A 23667-nucleotide genomic window follows, 5' to 3' on the forward strand; every position below is an offset into this window, starting at 1 on the left:
CGTGGATCAGGTCAGAGGGCGGCCTCGTCGGTGTCGCCGGTGCGCACCCGCACCACCGACTCCACCGGGCTCAGCCAGACCTTGCCGTCACCGATGCGGCCCGAGGCCGCGCTGGTGACGATGGTGTCCATGACGGTGGCGGCGTCGTCGTCGGGGACCACGATCTCGATGCGGATCTTCGGCACCAGGGCGACGTCGTACTCCGCGCCCCGATAGACCTCGGTGTGGCCCTTCTGCCGGCCGTAGCCGGAGACCTCGCTGACGGTCATGCCGCTCACGCCGACACCCTCGAGGGCGACGCGGACCTCTTCCCACTTGTGCGGCTTGATCACCGCGGTGACGAGCTTCATCTCTCTCCTCCCCCGGCGCAGGGGCGCCGGGTGTCGTTGGTCGCCGATGGCGGAGCTGCTGGCGGTACCGATGGCGGTGCCGGTGCGGGACGGGCCCGGCGCCTCGTCGCGGTCCTCGGGGGATCCGCGACGAGCCGACCGGGCCCGTCCGTCACGTGCAGGTCAGAGCGCTGCCGCGTCGCGGTCGCCGGTGCGCACCCGCACCACCGACTCGACGGGGCTGATCCACACCTTGCCGTCACCGATGCGACCGGTCTGCGCGGTGCGGACGATGATCGCGGTGACCTCCTCCGCGTCGCCGTCCTCGACGACGATCTCGATGCGGATCTTGGGCACGAGCGCGATGTCGTACTCCGCGCCGCGGTAGACCTCGGTGTGGCCCTTCTGGCGGCCGTAGCCCGAGACCTCGCTGACGGTCATGCCGGTGACACCGAAGGACTCCAGCGCCTCGCGCACGTCCTCCCACTTGTGCGGCTTGATCACCGCGGTCACGAGCTTCACGCCTTGACCCCCTCGCTGGAGAGCAGGCCCGAGCCGGAGCCGACGCCGCTGTGCAGGTCGTAGGCCGACTCGCCGTGGGCCGCGAGGTCGATGCCGCCGACCTCGTCGTCCTCGTCGAGGCGCAGGCCGATCGTGAACTTGATGGCGAGGCCGATGATGAGGGTCAGGACGCCGGAGTAGCCGATCGCGACGAGCGCACCGAGGGTCTGGTCGCCCAGCGAGCCCCAGCCGCCGCCGTAGAAGAGGCCGTCGATGCCGCCGGCGCCGTCGGAGGTCGAGAAGAGGCCGATCAGCACGGTGCCGATGACGCCGCCGACGAGGTGGACGCCGACGACGTCGAGGGAGTCGTCGTAGCCGAGCTTGAACTTCAGGCCCACGGCCCAGGCGCAGACCGCACCGGCGATGAAGCCGATGGCCACCGCGCCCGACAGGTCGACCGCGCCGCAGGCGGGGGTGATGGCGACGAGGCCGGCGACGATGCCCGAGGCGGCGCCGAGCGAGGTGGCCTTGCCGTGCAGCACGCGCTCGACGATCAGCCAGCCGATGATCGCGGCCATCGTGGCCAGCGTGGTGTTGGTGAAGGTGCGACCGGTCTCGGAGACGAAGCGCTCGAGCTCGAAGGAGTTCGGGTCGGTGGGGTCGTAGCCGATGACGATCGAGCCGACGTTGAAGCCGTACCAGCCGAACCAGAGGAGACCGGCGCCGAGCATGGTGAGGGTCAGGTTGTGCGGACGCATGGGGTCCTTGCCGAAGCCCAGGCGCTTGCCGAGCAGCAGCACGAGCACGAGGCCCGCGACACCGGCGTTGATGTGCACCGCGGTACCACCCGCGTAGTCCTGCGCACCAATCTTGGAGCAGATGAGCGCGGAGTCGCTGCAGCTGAAGACCATGTGGGCCATCGGGAAGTAGACCAGGACGGCCCAGACCGGCACGAACAGCACCCACGCCGAGAACTTCATACGGTCGGCGACCGCACCGCTGATGAGGGCGACCGTGATGACGGCGAAGGTCAACTGGAACATCACGCCGATGAAGAAGGTGGGTTCGACACCGTCGAGCCACGCCAGGGCGAACGGGTCGGCGAAGAAGACGCCGTCACCGCTCCAACCCATCGACCATCCGATGGCGACGTAGAGGATGCCCACGATCGCCGCGGCGATGTAGGACATCATCATCATGTTCAGCACGGACTTCGACCGTGACATGCCGCCGTAGAACAGGGCCAGTGCCGGCACGGTCATCATCAGGACCAGCGCCGTCGCCACCAGCATGAAGGCGTAATAGCCGTCCAACAGAACCTCCAGGGATCTTTCGCTCCGGGGAGGCCGTACCTGGCGACCGACCGCACTGTCGCGCCGGGCCTCGCCCCATTGCGAGAACCCTGCTGTCAGGAGGTTTCAGTCGAGGTGGGTGCTGTGTTGCGGGCGTGAAACGAAAGCCCGCCGGGTGTTTCGCCGAGGTAAACCGACGCGCGTCCGTCCGCGAGGTGGAACGCCGAGGCGGCGCCAGTGGGGCCGTCGTCCCGCCTGGTGAACAGCGGGACGAAGGTCCTGCCACTCACCGGTGGCAGGTCAGCCGAGCAGGGCGTCGACGAAGGCGCCGGGGTCGAAGGGGGCCAGATCATCGGGCCCCTCCCCCAGTCCGACGAGCTTCACCGGGACGCCGAGCTCGCGCTGGACGGCCACCACGATGCCGCCCTTGGCCGAGCCGTCGAGCTTGGTGAGCACGATGCCGGTGACGTCGACGACCTCGGAGAAGACCCGGGCCTGGATCAGGCCGTTCTGGCCGGTCGTGGCGTCGAGCACCAGCAGCACCTCGGTCACCGGTGCCTGCTTCTCCACGACCCGCTTGACCTTGCCGAGCTCGTCCATGAGGCCCTGCTTGTTCTGGAGTCGGCCGGCGGTGTCGACGATGATGGTGTCGAGTCCGCGCTCGACGCCGGACTTCACGGCCTCGAAGGCCACCGAGGCGGGGTCGCCGCCCTCGGGTCCGCGCACGACCTCGACCCCGACGCGCTCGCCCCAGGTGGCGAGCTGGTCGACCGCCGCGGCGCGGAACGTGTCGGCGGCGCCGAGCGCGACGGTGCGGTCCTGGGCGACCATGATGCGCGCGATCTTGCCGACCGTGGTGGTCTTGCCGGCGCCGTTGACGCCCACGACCAGGACGACGCCGGGCAGGCCGTCGGCGCCCGTGACCTGGAGGCGACGGTCCATCTCCGGCTCGAGCAAGGTGGTCAGCTCCTCCCGCAGCACCGCGCGGACGTCGGACGCCGCCGCACCCTCGACCCGCAGTCGCGTGCGCAGCCGCTCCACGAGCTCCTGGGTCGGGGCGACCCCGATGTCGGCGGTGAGCAGGACGTCCTCCAGGGACTCCCAGGTGTCCTCGTCGAGCCGGTCGCGCGAGAGCAGCGCCAGCAGACCGCGGCCCAGCGCGTTCTGGCTGCCGGCGAGCCGCTGCCGCAGCCGCACCATCCGGGAGGCGGTCGGCTCCGGGGTGTCGAGCACCCGGGCCGGCGGCTCCTCGACCGCGACGGGCGCGGGCGCGGCCGGCGCGACGTCGTCGAGGACGGCGTCCTCGGTGCTCGGGGCCGCCGGGGCCGGCGGGGCTGACGGGGCCGGCGGCAGCTGCGCACCGCCACGACCACGGCCGGCGACGAGCCCGACGACCAGGCCGACGACCGCGAGGACGCCGACGACCGCGACGAGGATGATCAGGAGCGTGATGTCCATGGCGTCATCCCATCATGGTCGGGCGCAGCAGCCGACATCAGGCGGCGCCTGCGGACGCCGTCGGGAGGCGCCGTCAGGAGGCGCCGTCAGGAGGCACCGTCAGGAGGCGCCGTCAGGAGGCGCCGTGGCGCTCCCCGGCCGACGAGGCGCCGACACCGGCCTCGAGACGCTCGTCGGGGTCGATGGTGGGCACGACCTCGACGGCCTTGCCGAGGACGTCGCCGAGCCACTCCGCCGGCGCGGGCGGCTTCTCACCGCGATGCGGGAAGGCGACGTAGAAGAGCACGAGCCCGGCGAGGGCGAGGCTGAGCAGGGTGACGATCGCGATGACGAGCACTGGGGAACCCTCCGAGACGGGAGCGGGGACTGCTCCGTTCCCCACGATGCCACGGGCCCGGTGAGCCCTACTCCCCCGCCGGTCGCAGCAGCGGCTCGACCGCGGCGCGGATCACATCGGGCATCGGCGCGACCGGCCGCGCCGGGTCGGTGTTGTCGACGTAGACGTGCACGAAGCGGCCCTCGGCGGCCGCCTCGTCGCCCTCGCCCTGGAAGAGTCCGATGCGGTAGACGATCGAGGAGGTGCCGATCTTGTCGACCACCAGACCCATCTCGACCGGCCGCGGGAAGCCGATCTCGGCGTAGTACTGGCACGACGTCTCGGCCACGACCCCGATCTGCGGCAGCAGTCGCACGTTGAGCCCGGTGGCCTCGAAGAGGTGCGCGTTGACGGCGGTGTCGAAGTACTCGTAGTACGTCGCGTTGTTGAGGTGGCCGTAGGCGTCGTCGTCGCGCCACCGCGTGGTGACGGTGCGCCAGGCGACGTACTGGTCGCGGGTCGGACGGACGCGGGGCATGGCTCTCCTCGAGGCTGTCGCCGGCTGTCGCCTGCGATCGATGGCTGCCGCGACCCTAGACGGAAACCGTCTCCCGCAGGCGCTGGCTGATGACGGCCGAGACGCCGTCACCGCGCATGGTGACGCCGTAGAGGGCGTCGCCGACCTCCATCGTGCGCTTCTGGTGGGTGATCACCAGCAGCTGGGAGTTCTCGCGCAGCTCCTCGTAGATCTCCAGCAGGCGTCCGAGGTTGGTGTCGTCGAGCGCCGCCTCGACCTCGTCGAGGATGTAGAACGGCGAGGGCCGGGCCTTGAACAGCGCGACGAGGAACGCCACCGCCACCAGCGACCGCTCGCCGCCGGAGAGCAGCGAGAGCCGCTTGACCTTCTTGCCCGGCGGGCGCGCCTCGACCTCGATGCCGGTGGTGAGCATGTTGGTCGGGTCGGTCAGCACCAGCCGCCCCTCGCCGCCGGGGAAGAGCCGTGCGAAGGTGGCGTCGAAGGCGCGCTCGACGTCGGCGTAGGCCTCGGTGAAGACCTGCTCGACGCGGGCGTCGACCTCGCGGACGATGTCGAGGAGGTCCTTGCGGGTCTTGCGGAGGTCCTCGAGCTGCTCGGTGAGGAACTTGTGCCGCTCCTCCATCGCGGTGAACTCCTCCAGCGCGAGCGGGTTGACCCGGCCCAGCATCTGCAGGGCCCGCTCGGCGGTGCGCAGCCGCTTCTGCTGCTCCTCGCGCACGTAGGGCACCGGCTCGGGGACGACGCCGTCCTCGCCGACCGGGGCGGTCGAGGGCACCGGCTGGTCGGGGCCGTAGTCGGCGACCAGGCCCGCGGCCTCGAGTCCGAGCTCGTCGAGGGCGCGCTGCTCGAGCTGCTCGATCTTCATGCGCTGCTGGGCGCGCGCCATCTCGTCGCGATGCACCGAGTTGACCAGCTCGTCGAGCTCGCGCTGGAGATCGCGCAGACGGGCGCGCACGGTGAGCAGGCGCTGTTCGCGGTCGGCGCGGGAGGCCTCGACCTCGGCGCGGGCCCGGGCGGCCCGGTCGATGGAGACCTCGAGGCGACCGAGCACCCACGCGACGGCGACCCCCACGGCCTCGGCGGCGCGGGCCTCACGGCGCATCCGCTCGCGCCGGGCGGCGGCGCGGGCCCGGTTCTCGCGTTCCTGGGCGGCGGCGCGCAGCAGCGCGTCGGCGCGTCCGTGGAGCGCGCGGGCCCGCTCCTCGGAGGTGCGCAGCGCCAGCCGCGCGTCCATCTCGGCCTGTCGGGCGGCGCGCGCCGCCTCGGTGCGCTGCTCGCGCTCGTCGGTGTCGGGTTCGTCGGCGGCCGACGGGTCGGCCTCGGCCGCGGCCAACCGCGCCTCGAGGTCGGCGAGGCCGGCGAGGTCCTGCTCGCGGGCGGCCTCGGCCTTCTCGATGGCCTGGGTGAGGCGCTCGGCCTCCCCGCGGGCCGCGCGGGCCTGCGAGCCGAACTGGCCGAGCTCCTCGGCGACGGCGGCCAGCGTGGCGTCGGACTCGTGCAGCTTGGCGAGCGCGACGTCGACGCGCTTCTGGGCCTCCAACCGCTCGGCCTCCAGGCGGGAGATCTCGAAACCGAGGCGTTCGCCGGCCGCGATCGTCTCGGCGAGCTGGGCGGCAGCCTCGTCGACGGCGGCCTGGATCTCGATGAGGCTCGGCGCGCTCGAGGAGCCGCCCGCGACGTAGTGCGCGCCCAGGACGTCGCCCTCGCGGGTGACGGCCGTGACGTCGGGATGCGCGCCCACCAGCGACCGCGCCGCGTCGAGGTCGTCGACGACGGCGACCCGTCGCAGCAGCGCGGCCAGGGCGGCGCGCAGCTCGGCCGGGCACTCGACGACGTCGACGGCGTAGACCGCGCCGGCCGGCAGGGCGGGCCAGGCGGAGACCGGGTCGAGCTCGGGGGCACCGGCGACCAGCAGCCCGGCCCGGCCGAGGTCGTCGGTCTTGAGCTGGTCGAGCGCGGCGAGCGCGGCCTCGGCGTCGGCGACCGCGACCGCGTCGGCCGCGGCGCCGAGGGCGCCGGCGACGGCGGCCTCGTAGCCGGAGCGGACCGCCAGCAGCGCGGCCACCGAACCCAGGAGGCCCGAGATCGTGACGTCGGCGGCCAGCAGGGCACCGGCGCCGTCCTTGCGGTTGAGGCCGAGTTCGAGGGCGTCCTTGCGGGCGGCCAGGGTGGAGCGGTCGGTGTCGGCCTGGGCGACCTCGGCCCGGGCCTTGGCGAGCCGCTCCTCGACCGAGCCCAGCGCCTCGCTGGCGGCCTCGTGCTCGGCGTCGAGACCCTCCTCACCGGCGTCGAGGCCGGCGATGCGGGTCTCCAGCGCGGTGAAGTCGCGCTGCGCGCGCTCGGCGCGGGCGAGGGCCTCCTCGCGGGCCAGCCCGAGCCGGCCGATCTCGTCGTCGGCCGCGGCGGCGCGGGACTTCAGCGCGTTGACCTGGCCGTGCAGGCGGGCCAGACCCTCGCGCCGGTCGGCGGCGGCACGCTGGAGGGCGGCCACGCGGCGGTCCTCCTCGGCGGCGGCGTCCTCGGCCGCCTTGCGGGCGGTGACGGCGTCCTCGAGGGCCTGGCGGTGCTCGGCCACCTCGGCGTCGATGCGCTGCTCCTGCTCACGGGCCGACGCGGCCTGCGCCTCGAGCTCCTCGGGGTCGCGGCCGCCGGCGGTCTCGACCTCGCCCACGGACGCCGCGTTGCGCACGCGCTCGGCGGCCAGGGACTGGGTGCCCCGCAGCCGCTCGCGCAGACCCGACAGCGCGAACCACGTCTCCTGGGCGGCTGCCAGCGCCGGGAGGTCCTCGCGCAGCGCCGCCTCGAGCGCGGCCTCGGCCTCGCGGGCCTCGGCGAGCGCCGCCTCGACCTCCTCGCGGCGGGCCACGAGCAGCGACTCGTCGGCGAGCTCCTGCTCGAGCGCCTGCCGGGCCGTCACGAGGTCGTCGGCCAGCAGGCGGGCCTTCGCGTCGCGGACGTCGGCCTGCACGGTGGCCGCCTGACGGGCCACCTCGGCCTGGCGGCCCAGCGGCTTGAGCTGGCGACGGATCTCGGTGAGCAGGTCGCTCAACCGCGTGAGGTTGCCCTCGGTGGCGTCGAGCTTGCGGAGCGCCTTCTCCTTGCGCTTGCGGTGCTTGAGGACGCCCGCGGCCTCCTCGATGAAGCCGCGGCGGTCCTCCGGGGTGGCGTGCAGGATCGTGTCGAGCTGGCCCTGCCCCACGATCACGTGCATCTCGCGGCCGATGCCGGAGTCGGAGAGCAGCTCCTGGACGTCGAGCAGGCGGCACGGCGTGCCGTTGATGGCGTACTCCGAGCCGCCGCTGCGGAACATCGTGCGGCTGATCGTGACCTCGGTGTACTCGATCGGCAGCGCGCCGTCGGAGTTGTCGATGGTCAGCACGACCTCGGCCCGGCCCAGCGGCGGGCGGCCGGAGGTGCCGGCGAAGATGACGTCGTCCATCTTCCCGCCGCGCAGCGACTTCGCGCTCGCCTCGCCCATCACCCACGCGAGCGCGTCGACGACGTTGGACTTGCCCGACCCGTTGGGTCCGACGATGCAGGTGATGCCCGGCTCCAACTGAAGGGTCGTGGAGGAGGCGAAGGACTTGAACCCCTTGAGGGTCAGGCTCTTCAGGTACAACGGGCTGCCTTCCGCGAGCTGGGCACTGGGAGAGTGCTAAGGAGCGTAGGCGGGACGAAGCCCGGGCCGACGCGGGGGAAGCTCAGCGGGCGTGAGCCTACCTGCTCCGGGCCGCCGATGGGGCGGCCGTGTCGTCATGGGCGAGATGGCGCAGCTGCCCCCACCACAGGACGAGGAAGAGCGCGGAGCCGGCGAAGGCGAACCAGAACGGCGCGGTCACCCCGAGATGCTGTGCGAGGACGGCGCCACCGGCGGAGCCGATCACGAGGCCGGCATAGGAGCCGACGCGGTTCACCGAGCCCACCCGCCCCTGCAACCCGGTGGGGACGGCGCGCTGGCGCACCGTGATGGAGGTGGTGCCCCAGATGAAGGCGTGGGCGCCGAAGACGAAGAACACCGGCATCGCCACCCAGGCGCTGGTCGTCACGGCCAGCACGAGGTGGGTGAGCGTCTCGATGATCAGACCGACGCGCATGATCGTGCCGAGGCTGTAGCGAGCGGTGAGCCGGCCGTAGGACAGCGTGCCGAGGAGCCCGCCCGCCGCCTGGACCGTCGTGATCAGCCCGAACCCCACCGCACCCAGGCCGAGTCGGTCGCGGGAGTAGAGGACGAGCACCGACCACGCCGCGCCGAAGGTGAGGTTGAAGATGAGGATGGTCAGCACCAGCGTGCGCACGGCCGCGTGATGGCGGACCCAGCGCAGGCCCTCGACGATCTCGCGGCGCACGCCTCGGGGCGGCTCGGGTGCGTGGGCGCCGGCGCGCACCCGGGTCAACAGCACCACCGACGCCGCGACCAGCAGCGCCTGGGCGATCACCGGGACCGCCACGCCGAGACCGAAGAGGGCCGCCCCGAGGGGCGGGCCGGCCAGCTGGTTGAGGGTCAGGAACCCCACCTGCATGCGGGCGTTGGCGACCCCGAGATCCTCGCGCTCGACCGTCATCGGCACGAGCGCCGAGGAGGAGGTGTCGGCGACGACCTCGGCCGAGGCGAGCAGGAAGAGGGCGAGCAGCACCATCCACACGTGCACGACGCCGCCGAGGATGGTGAGCGCCAGCAGCACCAGCACGATGCATCGACCGACGTCGAGCGCCATCGTGACGCGCCGCCGATCGAGCCGGTCAGCGAGCACCCCCGCGTGGAGGGCGAACAGCAGCGGCGCGAGCCACTGCACCGTGGCGGCCAGGGCGACCAGTCCGGCGTCCGAGGTCTGCCGGGCGACCAGGAGCGGGCCGGCGGCCAGCCCGATGCCGTCGCCGATCTGCGCGACCCAGCTGCTGGCGAGGAGGCGACGGAAGTCGCCGCCCAGTCGGGCCGGCATCGCACGCTCGACCCAGCCGCCCCCGATCACAAGCTCGGGACCCTAGACCGGCCGCGGAGGGCGGCGCACCCGACTTTCCGGTGGCCGCCCCGGGTCGGCCCCCGGTCAGACGGCGACGCGGCGGCGCCGGCGTCCGAGCGCCAGCGCGCCGAGCGCCGCGGTCGAGACCAGCCCGAGCGGGACGGCGGCCGACTCCAGCGGACGTTCGGCACGGGCCGATTCCGGCAGGGCACCGCGGCCGTCACCGGGCACGTCGACGGCGTAGACGTCGAGGCCGCGCACGAGGTCGATCGCGTAGACGATGGTGGTGCGCGCCTCGGTACGGCGGCCGCGGGCGTCGTAGACCGGCACCCACATGGCGTCCCAGACCTCCGAGGCACCCCACACGGCGTGGCCGTAGGGCGTGATGCGGCGCGGGTTGCGGACGTCGATGATCTGGGTGCCGCCGCCGTAGAAGCCGGCCGCGACCAGCCCGTCGGGGCGCACGTCGAACCAGTGCGAGGAGCAGAACGCGCCCTGCGGCAGCGGGTAGGCGCCCAGATCGGCGAGCTCGACCTTGTCGAGCGGCACGATGCCGCCGGGGCGACCGTCGAGTCGCTTGACCCACCAGGTCTGGAAGGAGCCCGCGAGGCTGCAGTCGGTCTGCTCGTAGTCCTCCTCGGTGACGAGCAGGACGTTGCCGCGCGCGATCGAGGGCCGCGTGTTCGGCCGGAACCGCTCGGCGTTCGGACGCTGGGAGTTGTGGAGGATGAAGTCGTTCCAGCCGGGGTAGGCCGGGTCGGTGCCCTGCCCGGCACGGCCGGTGGTGGCGAGCAGGCGCGGACGCCGCGGGCTGCTGACGTCCCACATCGAGGCGCCCTCGTAGCCGGTGTGGGTCGCGATGCCGGCGCCGTCGAGACTCCACTTGTGGCCGCCGGTCGGCGAGGCGAACGGCTGGACGCCGGCGGTCTTCGTGTCGGAGTCGACCTCGACCGGGGCGTCGAGGTCGCGCAGGTCGATGATGCTGAAGTCGGAGCGGCCGCCTGCCGAGTAGGCGTAACGGCAGTTCGTCGGGTCGGTGCACGCCACCGTGTGGGTGCTGGTCGTCGCCGGCGCGCGCGAGGCGACGAACGGGGCGGCCGGGTCGGTGACGTCGACGACGATCAGCTCGTTGCCGCCGACGTTGACGTGCTGGATGTCGTCGACCGAGGCCTGGTAGGTGTCGACGCCGATGAGCGCGAAGCGGCGCACGCCGTCGGCGGTGCGGCGCTCGCCGCAGGTCATCGCCTCGTTCTCGAACTGCGTGCTCGCCAGCACGCCGACCAGGGCGGGCTTCGCCGGGTCGGCGACGTCCCAGACCCGCACGGAGTCCAGCCCGCTGGTGACGAAGAGGGGCGCGGTCGGCAGGAAGCACCCCGAGATCCCGGCCTGGCCGGGATCGGAGGCGAGGTGGGCGACGTTGTCGCTGGCGATCAGCGGGTCGACCGCGCCGGGTTCGAGCACCGCCAGGCGCCGATTGCGGTCGGGATCGCTGTGGGCCGAGGCCGGACCGGCGACCAGCAGGCCGGCGGCGAGGGTGAGCAGAGCCGCGGTGGCGGCCGTCGTCCGAGGAGCGCGCATGCTCCTAGAACGACGAGTCCCCGTGTCGGTCACGGGGACGGACAAGCTCAGGCGGGCTGCATCTCCTGCAGCGGGGCGACCTCGAGGAGCTCGGCAGCGCGAGCGGCGACGAGGCGGTCGTTTTCCTCCGACAGACGGAGGACCAGGTTCTCCAGCTCGCGGACCCGGGTCCGGAGCCGAGCGTTCTCGATCGCGAGACGAGGGTCCCGCAGGTCGCTGTTCAGGTGGCCGATCAGCGCCTTGGCCATGAGTGAGCCTTCCGGTCTGGGTGGGTGGCGGCCCACGGCGGCGGGCCGTCTTCAAGAGTCCCACCAGACAGGCGTCCGGTCAATCTGACGAGGCCCCCGGGCGGCACCGGTCCGGACATCGCCGACACCGGCGGGCCTGCGGCGTCCGTGCAGGTCAGCCGCGGGATGCGGGCCGGGGGGCGGCGGTGCGTCGTCGGGCGCGCGGCGGCGGCTGGCAGGCCGGGCAGAAGTAGGACGACCGGTTCATGAAGGCGACCCGCCGGATCGGCGTGGAGCACCGGTCGCAGGGCCGGTCGGCCTGCCCGTAGGCGTGCAGGCTGCGGTCGAAGTAGCCGGACTCGCCGTTGACGTTGACGTAGAGCGCGTCGAAGGAGGTGCCGCCCTGCGCCAGGGCGTCGGTCATGACATCACGGGCATGGCCGAGCAGCTCCAGCACCTGCCCGCGGGTGAGGCGATCGCCCGGCCGCTCCCCGTGCAGTCGAGCACGCCACAGGGCCTCGTCGGCGTAGATGTTGCCGACCCCCGAGATCAGGGTCTGGTCGAGCAGTTGGCGCTTGATGCCCGAGGTGCGCCGCCGCACCCGGGCCGCGAACGCGTCGTCGTCGAACAGCGGGTCGAGGGGGTCGCGGGCGATGTGCGCGATCTCGCCGGGCAGCTCCGCTCCCCCGGGCGAGATCGCGAGGCCGCCGAACATGCGCTGATCGACGAAGCGCAGCTCGCGGCCCTCGGCGGCGCCGTCGAGGACGAAACGCACCCGCAGGTGGCGCTCGGCGGGCGCCTGCGGGGGTTGGACGAGGAGCTGGCCGCTCATGCCGAGATGGGCCAGCACCGCATCGCCGTCGTCGAGGGGCAGCCACAGGTACTTGCCGCGGCGACGGGCGGCCACCAGGGTGCGGCCGGTCAGGGCGGCGGCGAAGCCGGCGGCACCGCGCGGGTCGCGGCGCACCGGCCGCTCGTGCAGCACCTCGACGGCGCGGATGCGGGCGCCCACGACGTGGCGCTCGAGGCCGGCGCGGACGACCTCGACCTCGGGGAGCTCGGGCATCGGTGGCGGTCAGGCCTCGGCTGTGACGGCGGCGGCGATGTCGCCGTAGGCGGTCTCGGCGGCGGCCTGCTCGGCCTCCTTCTTCGACCGCCCGACCCCGTTGCCGTAGAGCTGGCCGGCCACCCGCACCTGCGCGGTGAAGACCTTCGCGTGGTCGGGTCCGGTGTCGGCGATGACGTACTCGGGGACGCCGAGGGCGTGCTCGGCGGCGAGCTCCTGCAGGGAGGTCTTCCAGTCCAGGCCGGCGCCCATGGCCGAGGCGGCCTCGATGAGCGGGTCGAAGAGACGGTGCACGACCTCGGCGGAGACCTCGAAGCCCCCGCTCAGGTGGATCGCGCCGATCACGGCCTCGACGGTGTCGGAGAGGATCGAGGCCTTCTCCCGGCCCCCGGTGGTCTCCTCACCGCGGCCGAGCAGGATGTGCTCGCCGAGCCCGATCTCGCGAGCGACCTCGGCGAGCGCGCGGGCGTTGACCACGGCTGCGCGCAGCTTCGCGAGCCGACCCTCGGAGAGGTCGGGGTGGACGCGGTAGAGCGTCTCGGTGACGACGACGCCGAGCACGGAGTCGCCGAGGAACTCCAGCCGCTCGTTGGTCGGCAGTCCGCCGTTCTCGTAGGCGTAGGAGCGGTGCGTGAGCGCACGCAGCAGCAGCTCGGGGTCCAGGATCGGATCCCCGAGCGCTGCACGCAGCTCGGCGTAGTCGGTCAGGGCGACGGACGGGCGGTCAGAGGACCTGACGACGGTCGGCGCGGGCGCCGTACTGACCGCACTCGCCGCACGCGCGGTGCGGCAGGTGCTTGGCGCCGCACGCGGGGTTCGCGCAGGTCACGAGGGACGGCACGGCGGCCTTCCACGCCGAACGGCGGTGACGGGTGTTGCTGCGCGACATCTTCCGCTTCGGGACTGCCACTGTTCTCTCCTCTGCCTGGGCCGGCGGCTGCCGGCGCTGTACTGCACTGCTCTGGGGCTGCTTCGGGATCTGCTCTCCGGCCGCAGCCGGTCCTACTCCCCCGGCGCGGAGCCGAGGTCCAGGCCGGCCAGGCCGGCCCAGCGCGGGTCGATCGCAGCGTCGTGGGTGTGGTCGGGGTCGTCGGCCAGACGCGCCCCGCAGTCGGGGCACAGGCCGGGACAGTCGTCCTCACACACGGGCTGGAACGGCAGTGCGAGCACCACCGCGTCCCGCAGCAGGGGCTCGAGGTCGAGCAGGTCGTCCTCGAGCGTGCTGACGTCGTCGTCCTCCTCGTCGGAGATCCGGTGGTCGGGATAGAGGAACAGTTCCTGGAAGGTGACCTCGACGTCGTCGGAGATCGGTTCCAGGCACCGCACGCACTCGCCCTCGAGACCGGCTCGCGCCGACCCCGTGACCAGGACCCCCTCCATGACCGCCTCGAGACGCAGGTCGAGTTCGACCGGCGCACCCTCGGGGACATGGAGGACTTCGATGCCCAGATCCGCCGGGGCCGGCACCGTCCGCGACACTTCCCGCTGGGACCCCGGGCGGCGGCCGAGCTCGCGAGTATCGAGCACGAGCGGCGCTCTCGGGTCCAGGCTGGTCAGAGGATCACTTCCGGTCCGGGCACAACAGATCGTCGGGAATCGTAGCCCGCGGCGTGACGGGCGGGCAAAACGCAGGTCACGGGGTCGCGCGCTCGGCCAGGCGGGTCATCAGCTGCTCGTGCACGAAGGCCGGCAGCAGGGCCGAGACGTCGCCGCCGAAGGCCGCGACCTCCTTGACCAGGCTGGAGGCGACGAAGGACCACTGCGGGCTCGTCGGCACGAAGACCGTCTCGACGCCGGTGAGGTGGGCGTTCATCTGCGCCATCTGGAGCTCGTACTCGTAGTCGGTGCCGCTGCGCAGCCCCTTCACGATCGCCGCGACGTCGTGCTCGGCGCAGAAGGTCGTGAGCAGGCCGGTGAAGCCCTCGATGCGCACGTTCGGCAGGTCGGCGCAGGCGCGGCGCAGCATCTCCAGGCGCTCGTCGGGGCTGAAGAGGCGGCTCTTGGAGACGTTGACCCCGACGGCGACGACGACCTCGTCGAAGATCCGGGCGGCCCGGGAGATGACGTCGAGGTGTCCCAGGGTGACGGGATCGAAGGACCCCGGGCAGACGGCGCGGCGCACGCGGTGCTCCTCAGCGGATGGGCGGTTCGGGCGGGCTGGCTGATGCGTCGGCGGGCCCACCGGGCTGCTCGCCGGGATGGTGGGCGAACCACACGGTGGTCTCACCGTACTTGCGGCCGCGGACGTCGGCGAGCCCGGCGGGCCAGGACGGTTCGGGGCTGCGCCGCGACCGCTCGAGGACGACGAGGGAGTCGGCGGCCAGCCAGCCGTGGTCGAGGAAGGCGGCGAGGTCGGCGGCGACGGCGTCCTCGCCCAGCGGGTAGGGCGGGTCGCTCAGCACGAGGTCGTAGGGCGGGCCTCCGGGTCCCCGGGCCAGGTGGACGGCGACCGGGGCGGCCACCACGTGGGCGACGCGGCACCCCAGGTCGCGGGCGTTCGCCGAGACGACCGCGGCGGTGCGGCGGTCGGACTCCACGAGGGTGACCGCCTCGGCCCCGCGCGACCAGGCCTCGAGCCCCAGCGCCCCCGAACCCGCGTAGAGGTCGAGCACCCGCAGCCCGCTCAGCGAGCCGCACCACGACTCGATGGCCGAGAACACCGCCTCGCGCACCCGGTCGCTGGTGGGGCGGGTGTCGCGTCCGGTGGGGGTGGCCAGGCGGCGTCCGCCGGCGACGCCGCCGATGATGCGGGTCACGCCTTCTCCATGAACTCGGCGGCCACCGACGCCTCGAGGTCGGCGACGGCCGCGGCGAGCAGCGGCGCGGAGCCGAGCCCGGGGTCGGCGTCGAGGAGCCGATCGGCCTCCTCGCGGGCCGCGACGATGGTCTTCTCGTCTCGCAGCACCCGCAGGTTCTGGAGGCTGGAGCGGAAGCCCGACTGCGAGCGCCCGAGCACGTCGCCCTCGCGCCGCAGTTCGAGGTCGACGCGGCTGAGCTCGAACCCGTCGCCCGTGGCGGCCACGGCCTCCAACCGCTCCCGGGCGGGGGTGCCGTGCTCGGCGCGGCTGACGAGCAGGCACAGGCCGGGCAGACCGCCGCGGCCGACGCGGCCGCGCAGCTGGTGCAGCTGGCTGACGCCGAAGCGGTCGGCGTCGAGCAGCACCATCGTGGTGGCGTTGGCGACGTCGACGCCGACCTCGATGACGGTGGTGGCCACGAGGACGTCGATCCCGCCCGCCGCGAAGGCCCGCATGGTGGCGTCCTTCTCCTCCGGCTGCTGGCGGCCGTGCAGCGTGGCCACGCGCAGGCCCGCCAAGGGACCTGCGGACAGGTCGGCCGCGACCTCCTCGACGGCGTGCAGCGCGGTGCCGGCGCCGGGCGCCGGGGCGTCCTCGCCGGCGAGGGCCAGGAGGTCTTCGGGGGCGTCGTCGACCTCGGTGACGTCGCCGGTGATGCGCGGGCACACGACGTAGACCTGGTGCCCCTTCTCGACCTCCTCGCGCACGCGCTGCCAGACCCGCTCGATCCAGTGCGGCGCGTCGGCCAACGGCACGACGGTCGTCTGGATCGGCGCCCGGCCGGCGGGGAGCTCGCGCAGCGTGGAGACCTCCAGGTCGCCGAAGACGGTCATGGCGACCGTGCGCGGGATCGGCGTCGCGGTCATGACGAGCACGTGCGGCGGGGTGCCGGCCTTGTCGGTGAGCGCCGCGCGCTGCTCGACGCCGAAGCGGTGCTGCTCGTCGACGACGACGAGGCCGAGGTCGGCGAACTGCACCTGGTCCTCGAGCAGCGCGTGGGTGCCGATGACGATGCCGGCCTCGCCGCTGGCCAACCGCAGCAGCGGCGCCTGCCGCTGGCTCTTGGTGAGCGAGCCGGTGAGCAGCTCGACGGTGGTGGCCTCGGGCGGGCTGCCGAGCTGCCCGCCTTGGGCGAGGTCGCCGAGCATCGCGGTGATCGAGCGGTGGTGCTGCTGGGCGAGCACCTCGGTGGGCGCCAGCAGCGCCGCCTGGCCGCCGGAGTCGACGACGCGCAGCATCGCGCGCAGCGCCACCAGCGTCTTGCCCGAGCCGACCTCGCCCTGGAGCAGCCGGTTCATCGGGTGCGGGCGGGCCAGATCGGCCGCGATCTCCTCGCCCACCTCGCGCTGGCCATCGGTGAGCTCGAAGGGCAGCCGGGCGTCGAAGGCCGCCAGCAGCGCGCCGTCGCCGCCGTCGCGGGACTGCGCGCCCCGGGCCGCGAGCTCGCGGCGCCGGCGGGCCAGCACCAGCTGGGTGACCAGGGCCTCCTCGAAGCGGAAGCGCTGCTGCCCACGGGTGACCTGTCCGTGGTCGCGGGGCGCGTGCACGTAGGAGAGGGCGGTGCGCACGTCGAGCAGCCCCCGCGTCTCGCGGACGGCGTCGGGCAGCAGGTCGGGCACGTCGTCGACCACCGAGAGCGCGAACGCGATCGCGCGGGAGAGGTCCCAGCTCTCCCAGCCCTTGGTGAGCGGATAGATCGGGAAGAGGTCGCCGATGACGTCGAGCGACAGGCTGGCGGCGTCCTCGTCGGCCGACCCGGTGCCGAACAGCACGAGTTGCGGGTTGGTCAGCTGCCACTCGTCGCGGAACCTCGAGGCCTTCCCGACGAAGATGCCGCGCCGACCGACCCGCAACCGGCCGTTCTGGCTGGTCGCCACGAAGGGCCGCTTGGAGAAGAAGGTCATGCGCAGCCGGGGGCCGCCGGTGGCGATGACGACCTCCTGACGGTAGGCGATGCCGCCGGTGCGGCGGTCGGGGAAGCTCTTGGACTCCGAGCTGACGATCTGCCCGACGACGGTCAGCATGTCGCCCTCGCGCAGCGCCTCGACGTCGCTCAGCTCGCCGGTCTTCACGTACCGCCGCGGGAAGTGGTGCAGCAGGTCGCCGACGGTGCGGATGCCCAACCGCTCCTCCAGCGCCTGACGGCGCTCGGTCGCGGCCTTGCCGCGCTGCTCGCCCAGCACGGTGACGACCGGGGAGTCCAGGGTGATCATCGGCGGCTGCTCCTCCTCCGTCTCACTCCACCGACACCAGCAGCGGGTACCGCTCCTGCCCGCCGTCGTAGACGGTGACGTCGACGACGGGGTACTCGGCCTCGACCCAGGCGGCACAGCGCTCGGCGAGCTCGCGGTCGGCCTCCCCGCCGCCGGCCACGATGGTGACCAGTTCGCCGCCGGGGCCGAGCAGGCGGCTCAGGACGACGGTGGCGGTGGCGTAGAGGTCGTTCCCGACGACGGCGAAGTCGCCGGCGACGACGCCGAGCGCATCGCCCTCCTCGCAGGGGCCGGCCATCGTCATCGCGGTGCGGGCGGCGATGGTGACGGCCCCGTGCCGCACGTGGCGGGAGGTGGCCGTCATCTCCAGGACGTCCTCGGCGAACGCGCGCCCGGGCTCGTGGACGGCGAGGGCCGCCAGGCCCTGCACCTGCGCCTGGGTGGGGATGACGGCGACGTGCAGCCCGTGGTCCTGCATCGCGGTGCCGGCGGCCAGCTGCGCCACCCGCACCGAGTCGGCGTCGTTGGGCAGCACGACGACCTCCTCGGCGCCGCAGTCGACGATGGCCGCGAGGAGCTGCCCCGTGGAGGGCCGGACGCCGGGGCCGCCGCGCACCACCACGGCCCCGGCCTCCTCGAAGATGGCCTGGAGCCCGGGCCCCGCGGCGACGGCGACGACCCGGCGTCCGGTACGGGACGGCGGAGGCGCGCTCTGCGCGGCCTCGACCTGCTCGGCGAAGTGGGTGACCCGGATCCGGTGCGGACGACCGGCCTCGATGCCGGCCTCGATGGCCGCGCCGACGTCGTCGACGTGCACGTGGACGTTCCACAGCCCCTCCTCGCCGACCACGACGAGGGAGTCGCCCAGGGCGGCGAGCGCCTCGCGCAGCGCGCCGATGCGCTCGGCGGCGGCGTCGAGGAGGTACATGACCTCGTAGGCGGGGCCGTCGGCGGTGAGGTCGCCGGTGGGCGCCGGCAGGTGCGGCATCGGGATGGAGCGGTGCCCGAGCGGCACGCTGACCGGGGCCGGACGGCGTCCGGTGAGCACGGTCTCGGCGGCGTCGAGGATCACCGAGTAGCCGCGCCCGCCGGCGTCGACGACCCCGGCCAGTCGCAGGGTCTCCAGCTGGTCGGGGGTCGCGGCCAACGCCTCACGCGCGGCGGCGGCCGCAGCGACGAAGACGTCGCGCCCGCGGGAGCCCTCGACCGCGGCGGCGCCGACGGCTGCCTCGGAGGCCGCCCGCGCGACGGTGAGCATGGTGCCCTCGACCGGGGTGCCGACGGCGGCGTAGCTGGCCTCGGTGGCCGCCCGCAACGCGTCGGCGAGCACGTGGGCGTTGCGCTCCTCCGGGGTCGCCCGGGCCAGGCGTCGGCACACCGCCCGCAGCATCTCGCTGAGGATGACGCCGGAGTTGCCGCGAGCACCCAGCAGCGCGCCGCGGCTCAGGGCGGCCAGCGCCGCCGCCAGCCGGGCCGCCTCCTCGGCGTCGTCGGGCTGGGCCCGCACCGCCTCGCGCAGGGCGTCGCGGGCCGCGGAGACGGTGAGGAACATGTTGGTGCCCGTGTCGCCGTCGGGCACCGGATAGACGTTGAGGGCGTCGATCTCCTCCCGCGCCGCCTGGAGCGCGTCGGTGGCGATGTCGACGAAGCGCATGACGACCGGCAGCTGCACCGCGCCGTCGTCCGCCGGAACCTCCACCTCGCCCCCTCTCGCCGCGTCTCGCCGTGCCGGACCCCGGCTCGGCGACCGGTCGGCCCGGGCGCGAGACTAGTGCCTCGCACCGACGATCCGGGCGCACGTCCCGACCCGGCCCCGGCGCTGCGCCCGCGACGATTCGCCCTCCCCCGCTCCTGCGGATACCCTTGTCCGGTTGCCCGCGGCGTCGTGGACCTCCACGAGCGGCCCTTCGCCGGCCCGGGCACCCGATTCGATACCCATTCACGACTGTCAGGAGTTCACGGTGGCTGCCGTTTGCGACATCTGCGCCAAGAAGCCGGGCTTCGGCAACAACCGGCCCTGGTCGCGCAAGATCACGAAGCGTCGCTTCAACCCCAACATCCAGCGCGTCCGCGCCACCGTCAACGGCACCCCGAAGCGGATGAACGTCTGCACCGGTTGCCTGAAGGCCGGCAAGGTCAGCCGCTGACGTAGGGCTTCACTCCACGGAGCATGCCGGAGAGGCCGTCACCTGAGGGGGTGACGGCCTCTCTGTTTTCGTCCGCTCCCCCTCCGTACGCCACCGGTAGCGGCTCAGAAGTGCACCCAGCCGGTGGGGCCCTCGTGCGGTGCCCCGTCGACCGTGACCCCGGCCCCCTCGCCGACCGAGCCGATCACCCGCCAGCCCTCGGGGACGGCGTCCGCACCGGCGAAGGTCGCCAGCAGCGCATGATCGTCGCCGCCGGTGAGCACGAAGCCCAGCGGGTCGGCCCCCAACGCGGCCCCGACGGCGTGCAGCGGCTCGGCGACCTCCAACGCGTCTGTGCGCACGTCGATGGCCACCCCCGACGCCGCGGCGAGATGCCCCACCTCGGAGAGCAGACCGTCGGAGACGTCGATCATCGAGGTCGCCCCCGCCTCGGCGGCCTGAGGGCCCGCGGCGTAGGGCGGCTCGGGACGCCGGTAGGCCTCCACCAGCACCCGCGGCGACCGGAACCCCCGGGTCAGGACGGCGAGCCCACCCGCCGCCCACCCCTGGCGGCCGCACAGCGCGAGGACGTCGCCGGGGCGGGCGCCGTCGCGCAGGACCGGGGCGACCGTGCACGCCCCGAGCACGGTGACGGCGATGACGATCTCCTCGGCACGGGTGATGTCGCCGCCGACGACCACGGCCCCGACCTTCGCGCACTCCTCGGCGAAGCCGTCGGCGAAGGCGAGGGCCCAGGCTGCCGGCAGGTCGGCGGGCGCGGCCAGCCCGATGGTCAACGACGTCGCCCGCCCGCCCATCGCGGCGATGTCGGAGAGGTTCTGCGCGGCCGCACGGCGTCCGATGTCGCCGGCCTCGGCCCACTCGCGGCGGAAGTGCCGGCCCTCGACCATGAGATCGGTCGAGACGACGACATGCCCCGAGCGCACCCGCAGCACCGCGGCGTCGTCCCCGGGACCCACGAGCACGTGCTCCGCGCTCGGGAAGCGGTCGGTGAGGGCGGCGATGAGACCGAACTCCCCGGCCTCGGCGAGCGTGGCGGTGCGCAGGTCGGGGCGCTGGTCGTCGATGGCGGGCTCGTCCATGGGCCCATCCCACCATCCCGCCCCACGTCCGTGGAGACGGCCCGGTAGGGCATCGGGTCGGGAGCGCGCTAGGTTGATCGCTGCACCACACCGACCCCGCCGATCCCACCGATCGGCTCCACTGACCAGCGACTCCGCTGTAGAGGGAGATGACCATGGTCGTCCAGGCCTACATCCTGATCCAGACCGACGTCGGCAAGGCCGCCGAGGTGGCCGCCGCGATCGCGCAGGTCAAGGGCGTGACCCTCGCCGAGGACGTCACCGGCCCCTACGACGTCATCGTGCGCGCCGAGGCCCGCAACGTCGACGAGCTCGGCAAGCTCGTCGTGGCCAAGGTCCAGACGCTCGACGGCATCACCCGCACGCTCACCTGCCCGGTCGTCCACATCTGACCTCGGCCCCGGTGCGTGCATCGATCCGTTCCCGACGCCCCTGCTCCCGACGGAGCAGGGGCGTCGCGGCGTCCACGGGCGCCCTCCTGCTGCTCCTGGGGCTGGGTGCGGCCGGGTGCAGCGGCGACGACGGCCCCGTGAGCGTCGACGCCGCACCGCTCACCGGCGCGGCCGCCACGACGTGCCGCACGTTCCTCGACTCCCTGCCCGACACCCTCGCCGGCCTCGAGCAGCGCGCGGTGACGCCGTCCGACGCACCGGCCCGCGCGTGGGGCCCCGAGGGCATGGTGCTCACCTGCGGGGCGCCGCAGCCCCCCACCTTCACCGACACCGCCGGGTGCGAGGTGATCCGCGGCGTCGGCTGGTTCTTCCCCAGCGCGGAGTACGCCGACTCCGGTGTCGACCTGCTCGCGACCGCCGTCGGCTACGAGCCCCGCATCAGCCTGCTGGTGCCCGCGTCCTATCGCGGCGACGTGTCGCTGGAGGCGTTCTCCGATCTCGCCGACTACGTGAAGCCGGCGCTGAAGCTGGTCAAGCGCTGCCGCTGAGTCCGGCGTCGTCCGCGGCGTCCGGCCGCCCCGTCACCCACCGCACGGGTATGGGACGCTGGGGCCATGACGAGCCCGAGCATCCCCGATCTGCGCGGACCGGTCGCGGTCATCGCCGGCGGCCTCAGCCACGAGCGCGACGTCTCCCTGGCCAGCGGCCGCAACCTGGTGCGCGAGCTGCGTGCGCTGGGCATCGAGGCCCAGGCCTACGACTTCGACCGGGCCCTCATGCACGCCCTCGAGCGCGACAAGGTCGCCGTCGCCTTCCCCGCGCTGCACGGCCAGTTCGGTGAGGACGGCGAGATCCAGACCCTGCTCGAGCTCATCGGCGTCCCGTTCGTCGGCTCGGCGAGCCGCGCCTGCCGGGTCGCCTACGACAAGGGGACGGCGCGCGAGCTGCTGCGCCGCGCGGGCATCCCCGTGCCCGAGAGCGTCGGCCTGTCGGCCCAGACCTTCCGCGACGTCGGCGCCGCCGCGCTGATGGAGCACGTGATGACCCGGCTCGGCACCCGGGTGGTCGTGAAGCCGACCCGCTGCGGCTCCGCGCTCGGCGTCACCGGCGTCGACGGCCTCTCGGCGCTGCCCTCGGCGCTCGTCGGCTGCTACGCCTACGGCGACGACGCCCTCATCGAGCGCTTCCACGACGGCATCGACGTCTCGGTGGTCGTGGTGGAGGGCGCCGACGGCCCGCGCGCGCTGACGCCGGTGGCCGTGGAGTACGAGAAGGGCCACGAGTTCGACTTCAGCGCCCGCTACACCGCCGAGTTCGTCTCCCTCGACCGGCCGCCGCTCTCCGACGACCTCCTGGCCGAGCTCGGCCGCACGGCCTGCGCGGCCCACGAGGTGCTCGGGCTCTCCGACGTCTCCCGCTCGGACTTCATCGTGAGCGCCGACGGGTCGTTCGTCGTGCTGGAGGTGGCGATCACCCCGGGCACCACCGAGACCTCGGTCATGCCGTTCGCCTGCACCCTCTCGGGCAGCAGCCTCGGCGCGGTCGCCCGCGACCTCGTGCTCGGCGTCCTCTCCCGTGGCTGAGCTCCGGCCGGCCACCCGGGCGGTGCACGCCGGACGGCCGCCGCACGAGGCCGACCAGCCGCTCAACGTGCCGATCACGCCGGCCTCGACCTTCGTCGGCGGCGGCGATCGCGAGTACGCCCGCTGGGGCAATCCGACCTGGCAGGCCTTCGAGGACGGCCTGGGCGCGTTGGAGGGCGGGCGGGCGCTGGCCTTCTCCTCCGGCCTGGCCGCCGTGGCCACGGTGCTCGACCTCGTCGGCGCCGACGGCGTCGTGGTGGCGGCCCAGCACTCCTACAACGGCACGATCCTCCAGCTCGCCGACCTCGAGGCGCGGGGCCGGCTGCGCACCCGGCTCGTCGACGTCACCGACCCCGACGCGATCGCGGCCGCCTGCGACGACGACACCGCGCTGGTGTGGCTGGAGTCGCCGACCAACCCCGCGCTCGAGCTCATCGACCTGCCTGCGGCGATCGCCGCGGCCCACGCGGTCGGCGCGCACGTCGTCGTCGACAACACCTTCGCCACTCCCCTGCTGCAGCGCCCGCTCGAGCTCGGCGCCGACGTCGTCGTCCACTCGGTGACGAAGTACCTCGCCGGCCACAGCGACGTGCTCATGGGCGCCATCGTCACCGCCGACGACGCGCTCTTCAGCGTCTTCAAGGGCCGCCGCGACCTGCTCGGCGCCGTCCCCGGCGTGTTGGAGGCCTATCTGGCCGCCCGCGGGCTGCGCACGCTGCACGTGCGCCTCGAGCGCGCGCAGGCGAACGCCACCGAGCTCGCTCGGCGCCTGGCCGAGCACCCGGCGATCGCGGAGGTGCGCTACCCCGGCTTCGGCGGCATCGTCTCGATCGTGCTCGCCGGCGGTCCGTTGGCGGCCGACCTGCTGACCCGCTCGACCTCGCTGTGGGTCTTCACCACCAGCCTCGGCGGCGTCGAGTCGACCTTCGAGCGGCGGCGCCGGTGGAAGTCCGAGCCCGCCACCATCCCCGACGCGCTGGTGCGCCTCTCGGTCGGCATCGAGGACGTCGAGGACCTCTGGGCCGATCTGGAGCAGGCGCTGGGGGCGCTGGGCTGACGGCTGCAGGTTTCCCCGGCTGACCGGGGAAACCTGATGTTGTCGGGGGGGCGGAGTCCATCGGTCGAAGCAACGCTGACCCGAATGGGGGCGTTGATCGTGCCGAAGGTGTTCTCGTACGAGACTCGT

The 23667-nt window shown here is 73.5% G+C and carries 24 protein-coding genes; 5 read left to right on the top strand and 19 right to left on the bottom strand.

The features are described from left to right. Positions 1 to 11: 11 nt before the first annotated feature. From ABD671_RS21015 to ABD671_RS21100, 18 genes are all read right to left on the bottom strand, one after another. On the bottom strand, positions 12 to 350 hold the full coding sequence (locus ABD671_RS21015) for a P-II family nitrogen regulator (RefSeq protein WP_344735463.1): 339 nt from the start codon (positions 348 to 350) through the stop codon (positions 12 to 14). 162 nt (positions 351 to 512) lie between these two features. Then, positions 513 to 851 (bottom strand): P-II family nitrogen regulator, encoded by a 339-nt coding sequence (locus tag ABD671_RS21020; protein ID WP_344735464.1) that lies wholly within the window; start codon positions 849 to 851, stop codon positions 513 to 515. Beyond that, positions 848 to 2143, bottom strand: a complete 1296-nt coding sequence (locus ABD671_RS21025; RefSeq protein WP_344735465.1) for an ammonium transporter — start codon at positions 2141 to 2143, stop codon at positions 848 to 850. Before ABD671_RS21025 ends, ABD671_RS21020 begins: the two co-directional genes overlap by 4 nt. 279 nt (positions 2144 to 2422) lie before the next feature. Then, positions 2423 to 3580, bottom strand: coding sequence for a signal recognition particle-docking protein FtsY (ftsY, locus tag ABD671_RS21030; protein WP_344735466.1), 1158 nt, complete (start codon positions 3578 to 3580; stop codon positions 2423 to 2425). A gap of 112 nt (positions 3581 to 3692) precedes the next feature. Beyond that, positions 3693 to 3917: a hypothetical protein gene (locus ABD671_RS21035; protein ID WP_344735467.1), complete on the bottom strand. Its 225-nt coding sequence runs from the start codon at positions 3915 to 3917 to the stop codon at positions 3693 to 3695. Positions 3918 to 3984: 67 nt separating this feature from the next. Continuing rightward, positions 3985 to 4434, bottom strand: coding sequence for an acyl-CoA thioesterase (locus tag ABD671_RS21040; RefSeq protein ID WP_344735468.1), 450 nt, complete (start codon positions 4432 to 4434; stop codon positions 3985 to 3987). Positions 4435 to 4489: 55 nt separating this feature from the next. Beyond that, complete coding sequence (gene smc, locus ABD671_RS21045) at positions 4490 to 8053, bottom strand: chromosome segregation protein SMC (RefSeq protein ID WP_344735469.1); 3564 nt, start codon at positions 8051 to 8053, stop codon at positions 4490 to 4492. Positions 8054 to 8150: 97 nt separating this feature from the next. Continuing rightward, positions 8151 to 9374: an MFS transporter gene (locus tag ABD671_RS21050; protein WP_344735470.1), complete on the bottom strand. Its 1224-nt coding sequence runs from the start codon at positions 9372 to 9374 to the stop codon at positions 8151 to 8153. Positions 9375 to 9479: 105 nt separating this feature from the next. Further along, a complete protein-coding gene (locus tag ABD671_RS21055) occupies positions 9480 to 10973 on the bottom strand; it encodes an LVIVD repeat-containing protein (protein WP_344735471.1) in 1494 nt (497 codons plus the stop codon). Between the two features lie 47 nt (positions 10974 to 11020). Then, a complete protein-coding gene (locus tag ABD671_RS21060) occupies positions 11021 to 11221 on the bottom strand; it encodes a hypothetical protein (protein ID WP_344735472.1) in 201 nt (66 codons plus the stop codon). Positions 11222 to 11375: 154 nt separating this feature from the next. Then, on the bottom strand, positions 11376 to 12266 hold the full coding sequence (gene mutM, locus ABD671_RS21065) for a bifunctional DNA-formamidopyrimidine glycosylase/DNA-(apurinic or apyrimidinic site) lyase (RefSeq protein ID WP_344735473.1): 891 nt from the start codon (positions 12264 to 12266) through the stop codon (positions 11376 to 11378). A gap of 9 nt (positions 12267 to 12275) precedes the next feature. Beyond that, positions 12276 to 12974, bottom strand: a complete 699-nt coding sequence (rnc, locus tag ABD671_RS21070) for a ribonuclease III (RefSeq protein ID WP_425574945.1) — start codon at positions 12972 to 12974, stop codon at positions 12276 to 12278. Positions 12975 to 12990: 16 nt separating this feature from the next. Beyond that, positions 12991 to 13176 carry a 50S ribosomal protein L32 gene (rpmF, locus tag ABD671_RS21075; protein WP_344735474.1) on the bottom strand — a complete coding sequence of 62 codons (186 nt, stop codon included), beginning with the start codon at positions 13174 to 13176 and terminating at the stop codon, positions 12991 to 12993. A 92-nt stretch (positions 13177 to 13268) separates the two neighbouring features. Continuing rightward, on the bottom strand, positions 13269 to 13823 hold the full coding sequence (locus ABD671_RS21080; RefSeq protein WP_344735485.1) for a YceD family protein: 555 nt from the start codon (positions 13821 to 13823) through the stop codon (positions 13269 to 13271). A gap of 76 nt (positions 13824 to 13899) precedes the next feature. Continuing rightward, positions 13900 to 14388: a pantetheine-phosphate adenylyltransferase gene (gene coaD / locus ABD671_RS21085; RefSeq protein WP_344735475.1), complete on the bottom strand. Its 489-nt coding sequence runs from the start codon at positions 14386 to 14388 to the stop codon at positions 13900 to 13902. 10 nt (positions 14389 to 14398) lie between these two features. Then, a complete protein-coding gene (gene rsmD, locus ABD671_RS21090; protein WP_344735476.1) occupies positions 14399 to 15022 on the bottom strand; it encodes a 16S rRNA (guanine(966)-N(2))-methyltransferase RsmD in 624 nt (207 codons plus the stop codon). Beyond that, positions 15019 to 17277, bottom strand: a complete 2259-nt coding sequence (locus ABD671_RS21095; protein ID WP_344735477.1) for an ATP-dependent DNA helicase RecG — start codon at positions 17275 to 17277, stop codon at positions 15019 to 15021. Before ABD671_RS21095 ends, rsmD begins: the two co-directional genes overlap by 4 nt. A 22-nt stretch (positions 17278 to 17299) precedes the next feature. Then, a complete protein-coding gene (locus ABD671_RS21100) occupies positions 17300 to 18976 on the bottom strand; it encodes a DAK2 domain-containing protein (protein ID WP_344735478.1) in 1677 nt (558 codons plus the stop codon). 262 nt (positions 18977 to 19238) lie between these two features. On the opposite strand from ABD671_RS21100, the gene rpmB reads away from it, so the two are divergent. Then, positions 19239 to 19424, top strand: coding sequence for a 50S ribosomal protein L28 (gene rpmB / locus ABD671_RS21105; protein WP_056885645.1), 186 nt, complete (start codon positions 19239 to 19241; stop codon positions 19422 to 19424). 104 nt (positions 19425 to 19528) lie between these two features. Here rpmB and ABD671_RS21110 read toward each other — a convergent pair whose 3' ends face one another. Next, positions 19529 to 20506, bottom strand: a complete 978-nt coding sequence (locus tag ABD671_RS21110; protein WP_344735479.1) for a thiamine-phosphate kinase — start codon at positions 20504 to 20506, stop codon at positions 19529 to 19531. Between the two features lie 155 nt (positions 20507 to 20661). Here ABD671_RS21110 and ABD671_RS21115 point away from each other — a divergent pair, with 155 nt between their 5' ends. From ABD671_RS21115 to ABD671_RS21130, 4 genes are all read left to right on the top strand, one after another. Further along, complete coding sequence (locus tag ABD671_RS21115) at positions 20662 to 20898, top strand: Lrp/AsnC ligand binding domain-containing protein (RefSeq protein WP_344735486.1); 237 nt, start codon at positions 20662 to 20664, stop codon at positions 20896 to 20898. Positions 20899 to 20909: 11 nt separating this feature from the next. Then, positions 20910 to 21446, top strand: coding sequence for a DUF3515 domain-containing protein (locus ABD671_RS21120; RefSeq protein ID WP_344735480.1), 537 nt, complete (start codon positions 20910 to 20912; stop codon positions 21444 to 21446). Positions 21447 to 21512: 66 nt separating this feature from the next. Continuing rightward, a complete protein-coding gene (locus ABD671_RS21125; protein WP_344735481.1) occupies positions 21513 to 22481 on the top strand; it encodes a D-alanine--D-alanine ligase family protein in 969 nt (322 codons plus the stop codon). Further along, positions 22474 to 23538 (top strand): trans-sulfuration enzyme family protein, encoded by a 1065-nt coding sequence (locus ABD671_RS21130; RefSeq protein WP_344735482.1) that lies wholly within the window; start codon positions 22474 to 22476, stop codon positions 23536 to 23538. Before ABD671_RS21125 ends, ABD671_RS21130 begins: the two co-directional genes overlap by 8 nt. Positions 23539 to 23667: the final 129 nt, after the last annotated feature.

Source organism: Nocardioides fonticola (assembly GCF_039536805.1).
GTDB classification, from domain to species: Bacteria; Actinomycetota; Actinomycetes; order Propionibacteriales; family Nocardioidaceae; genus Nocardioides; species Nocardioides fonticola.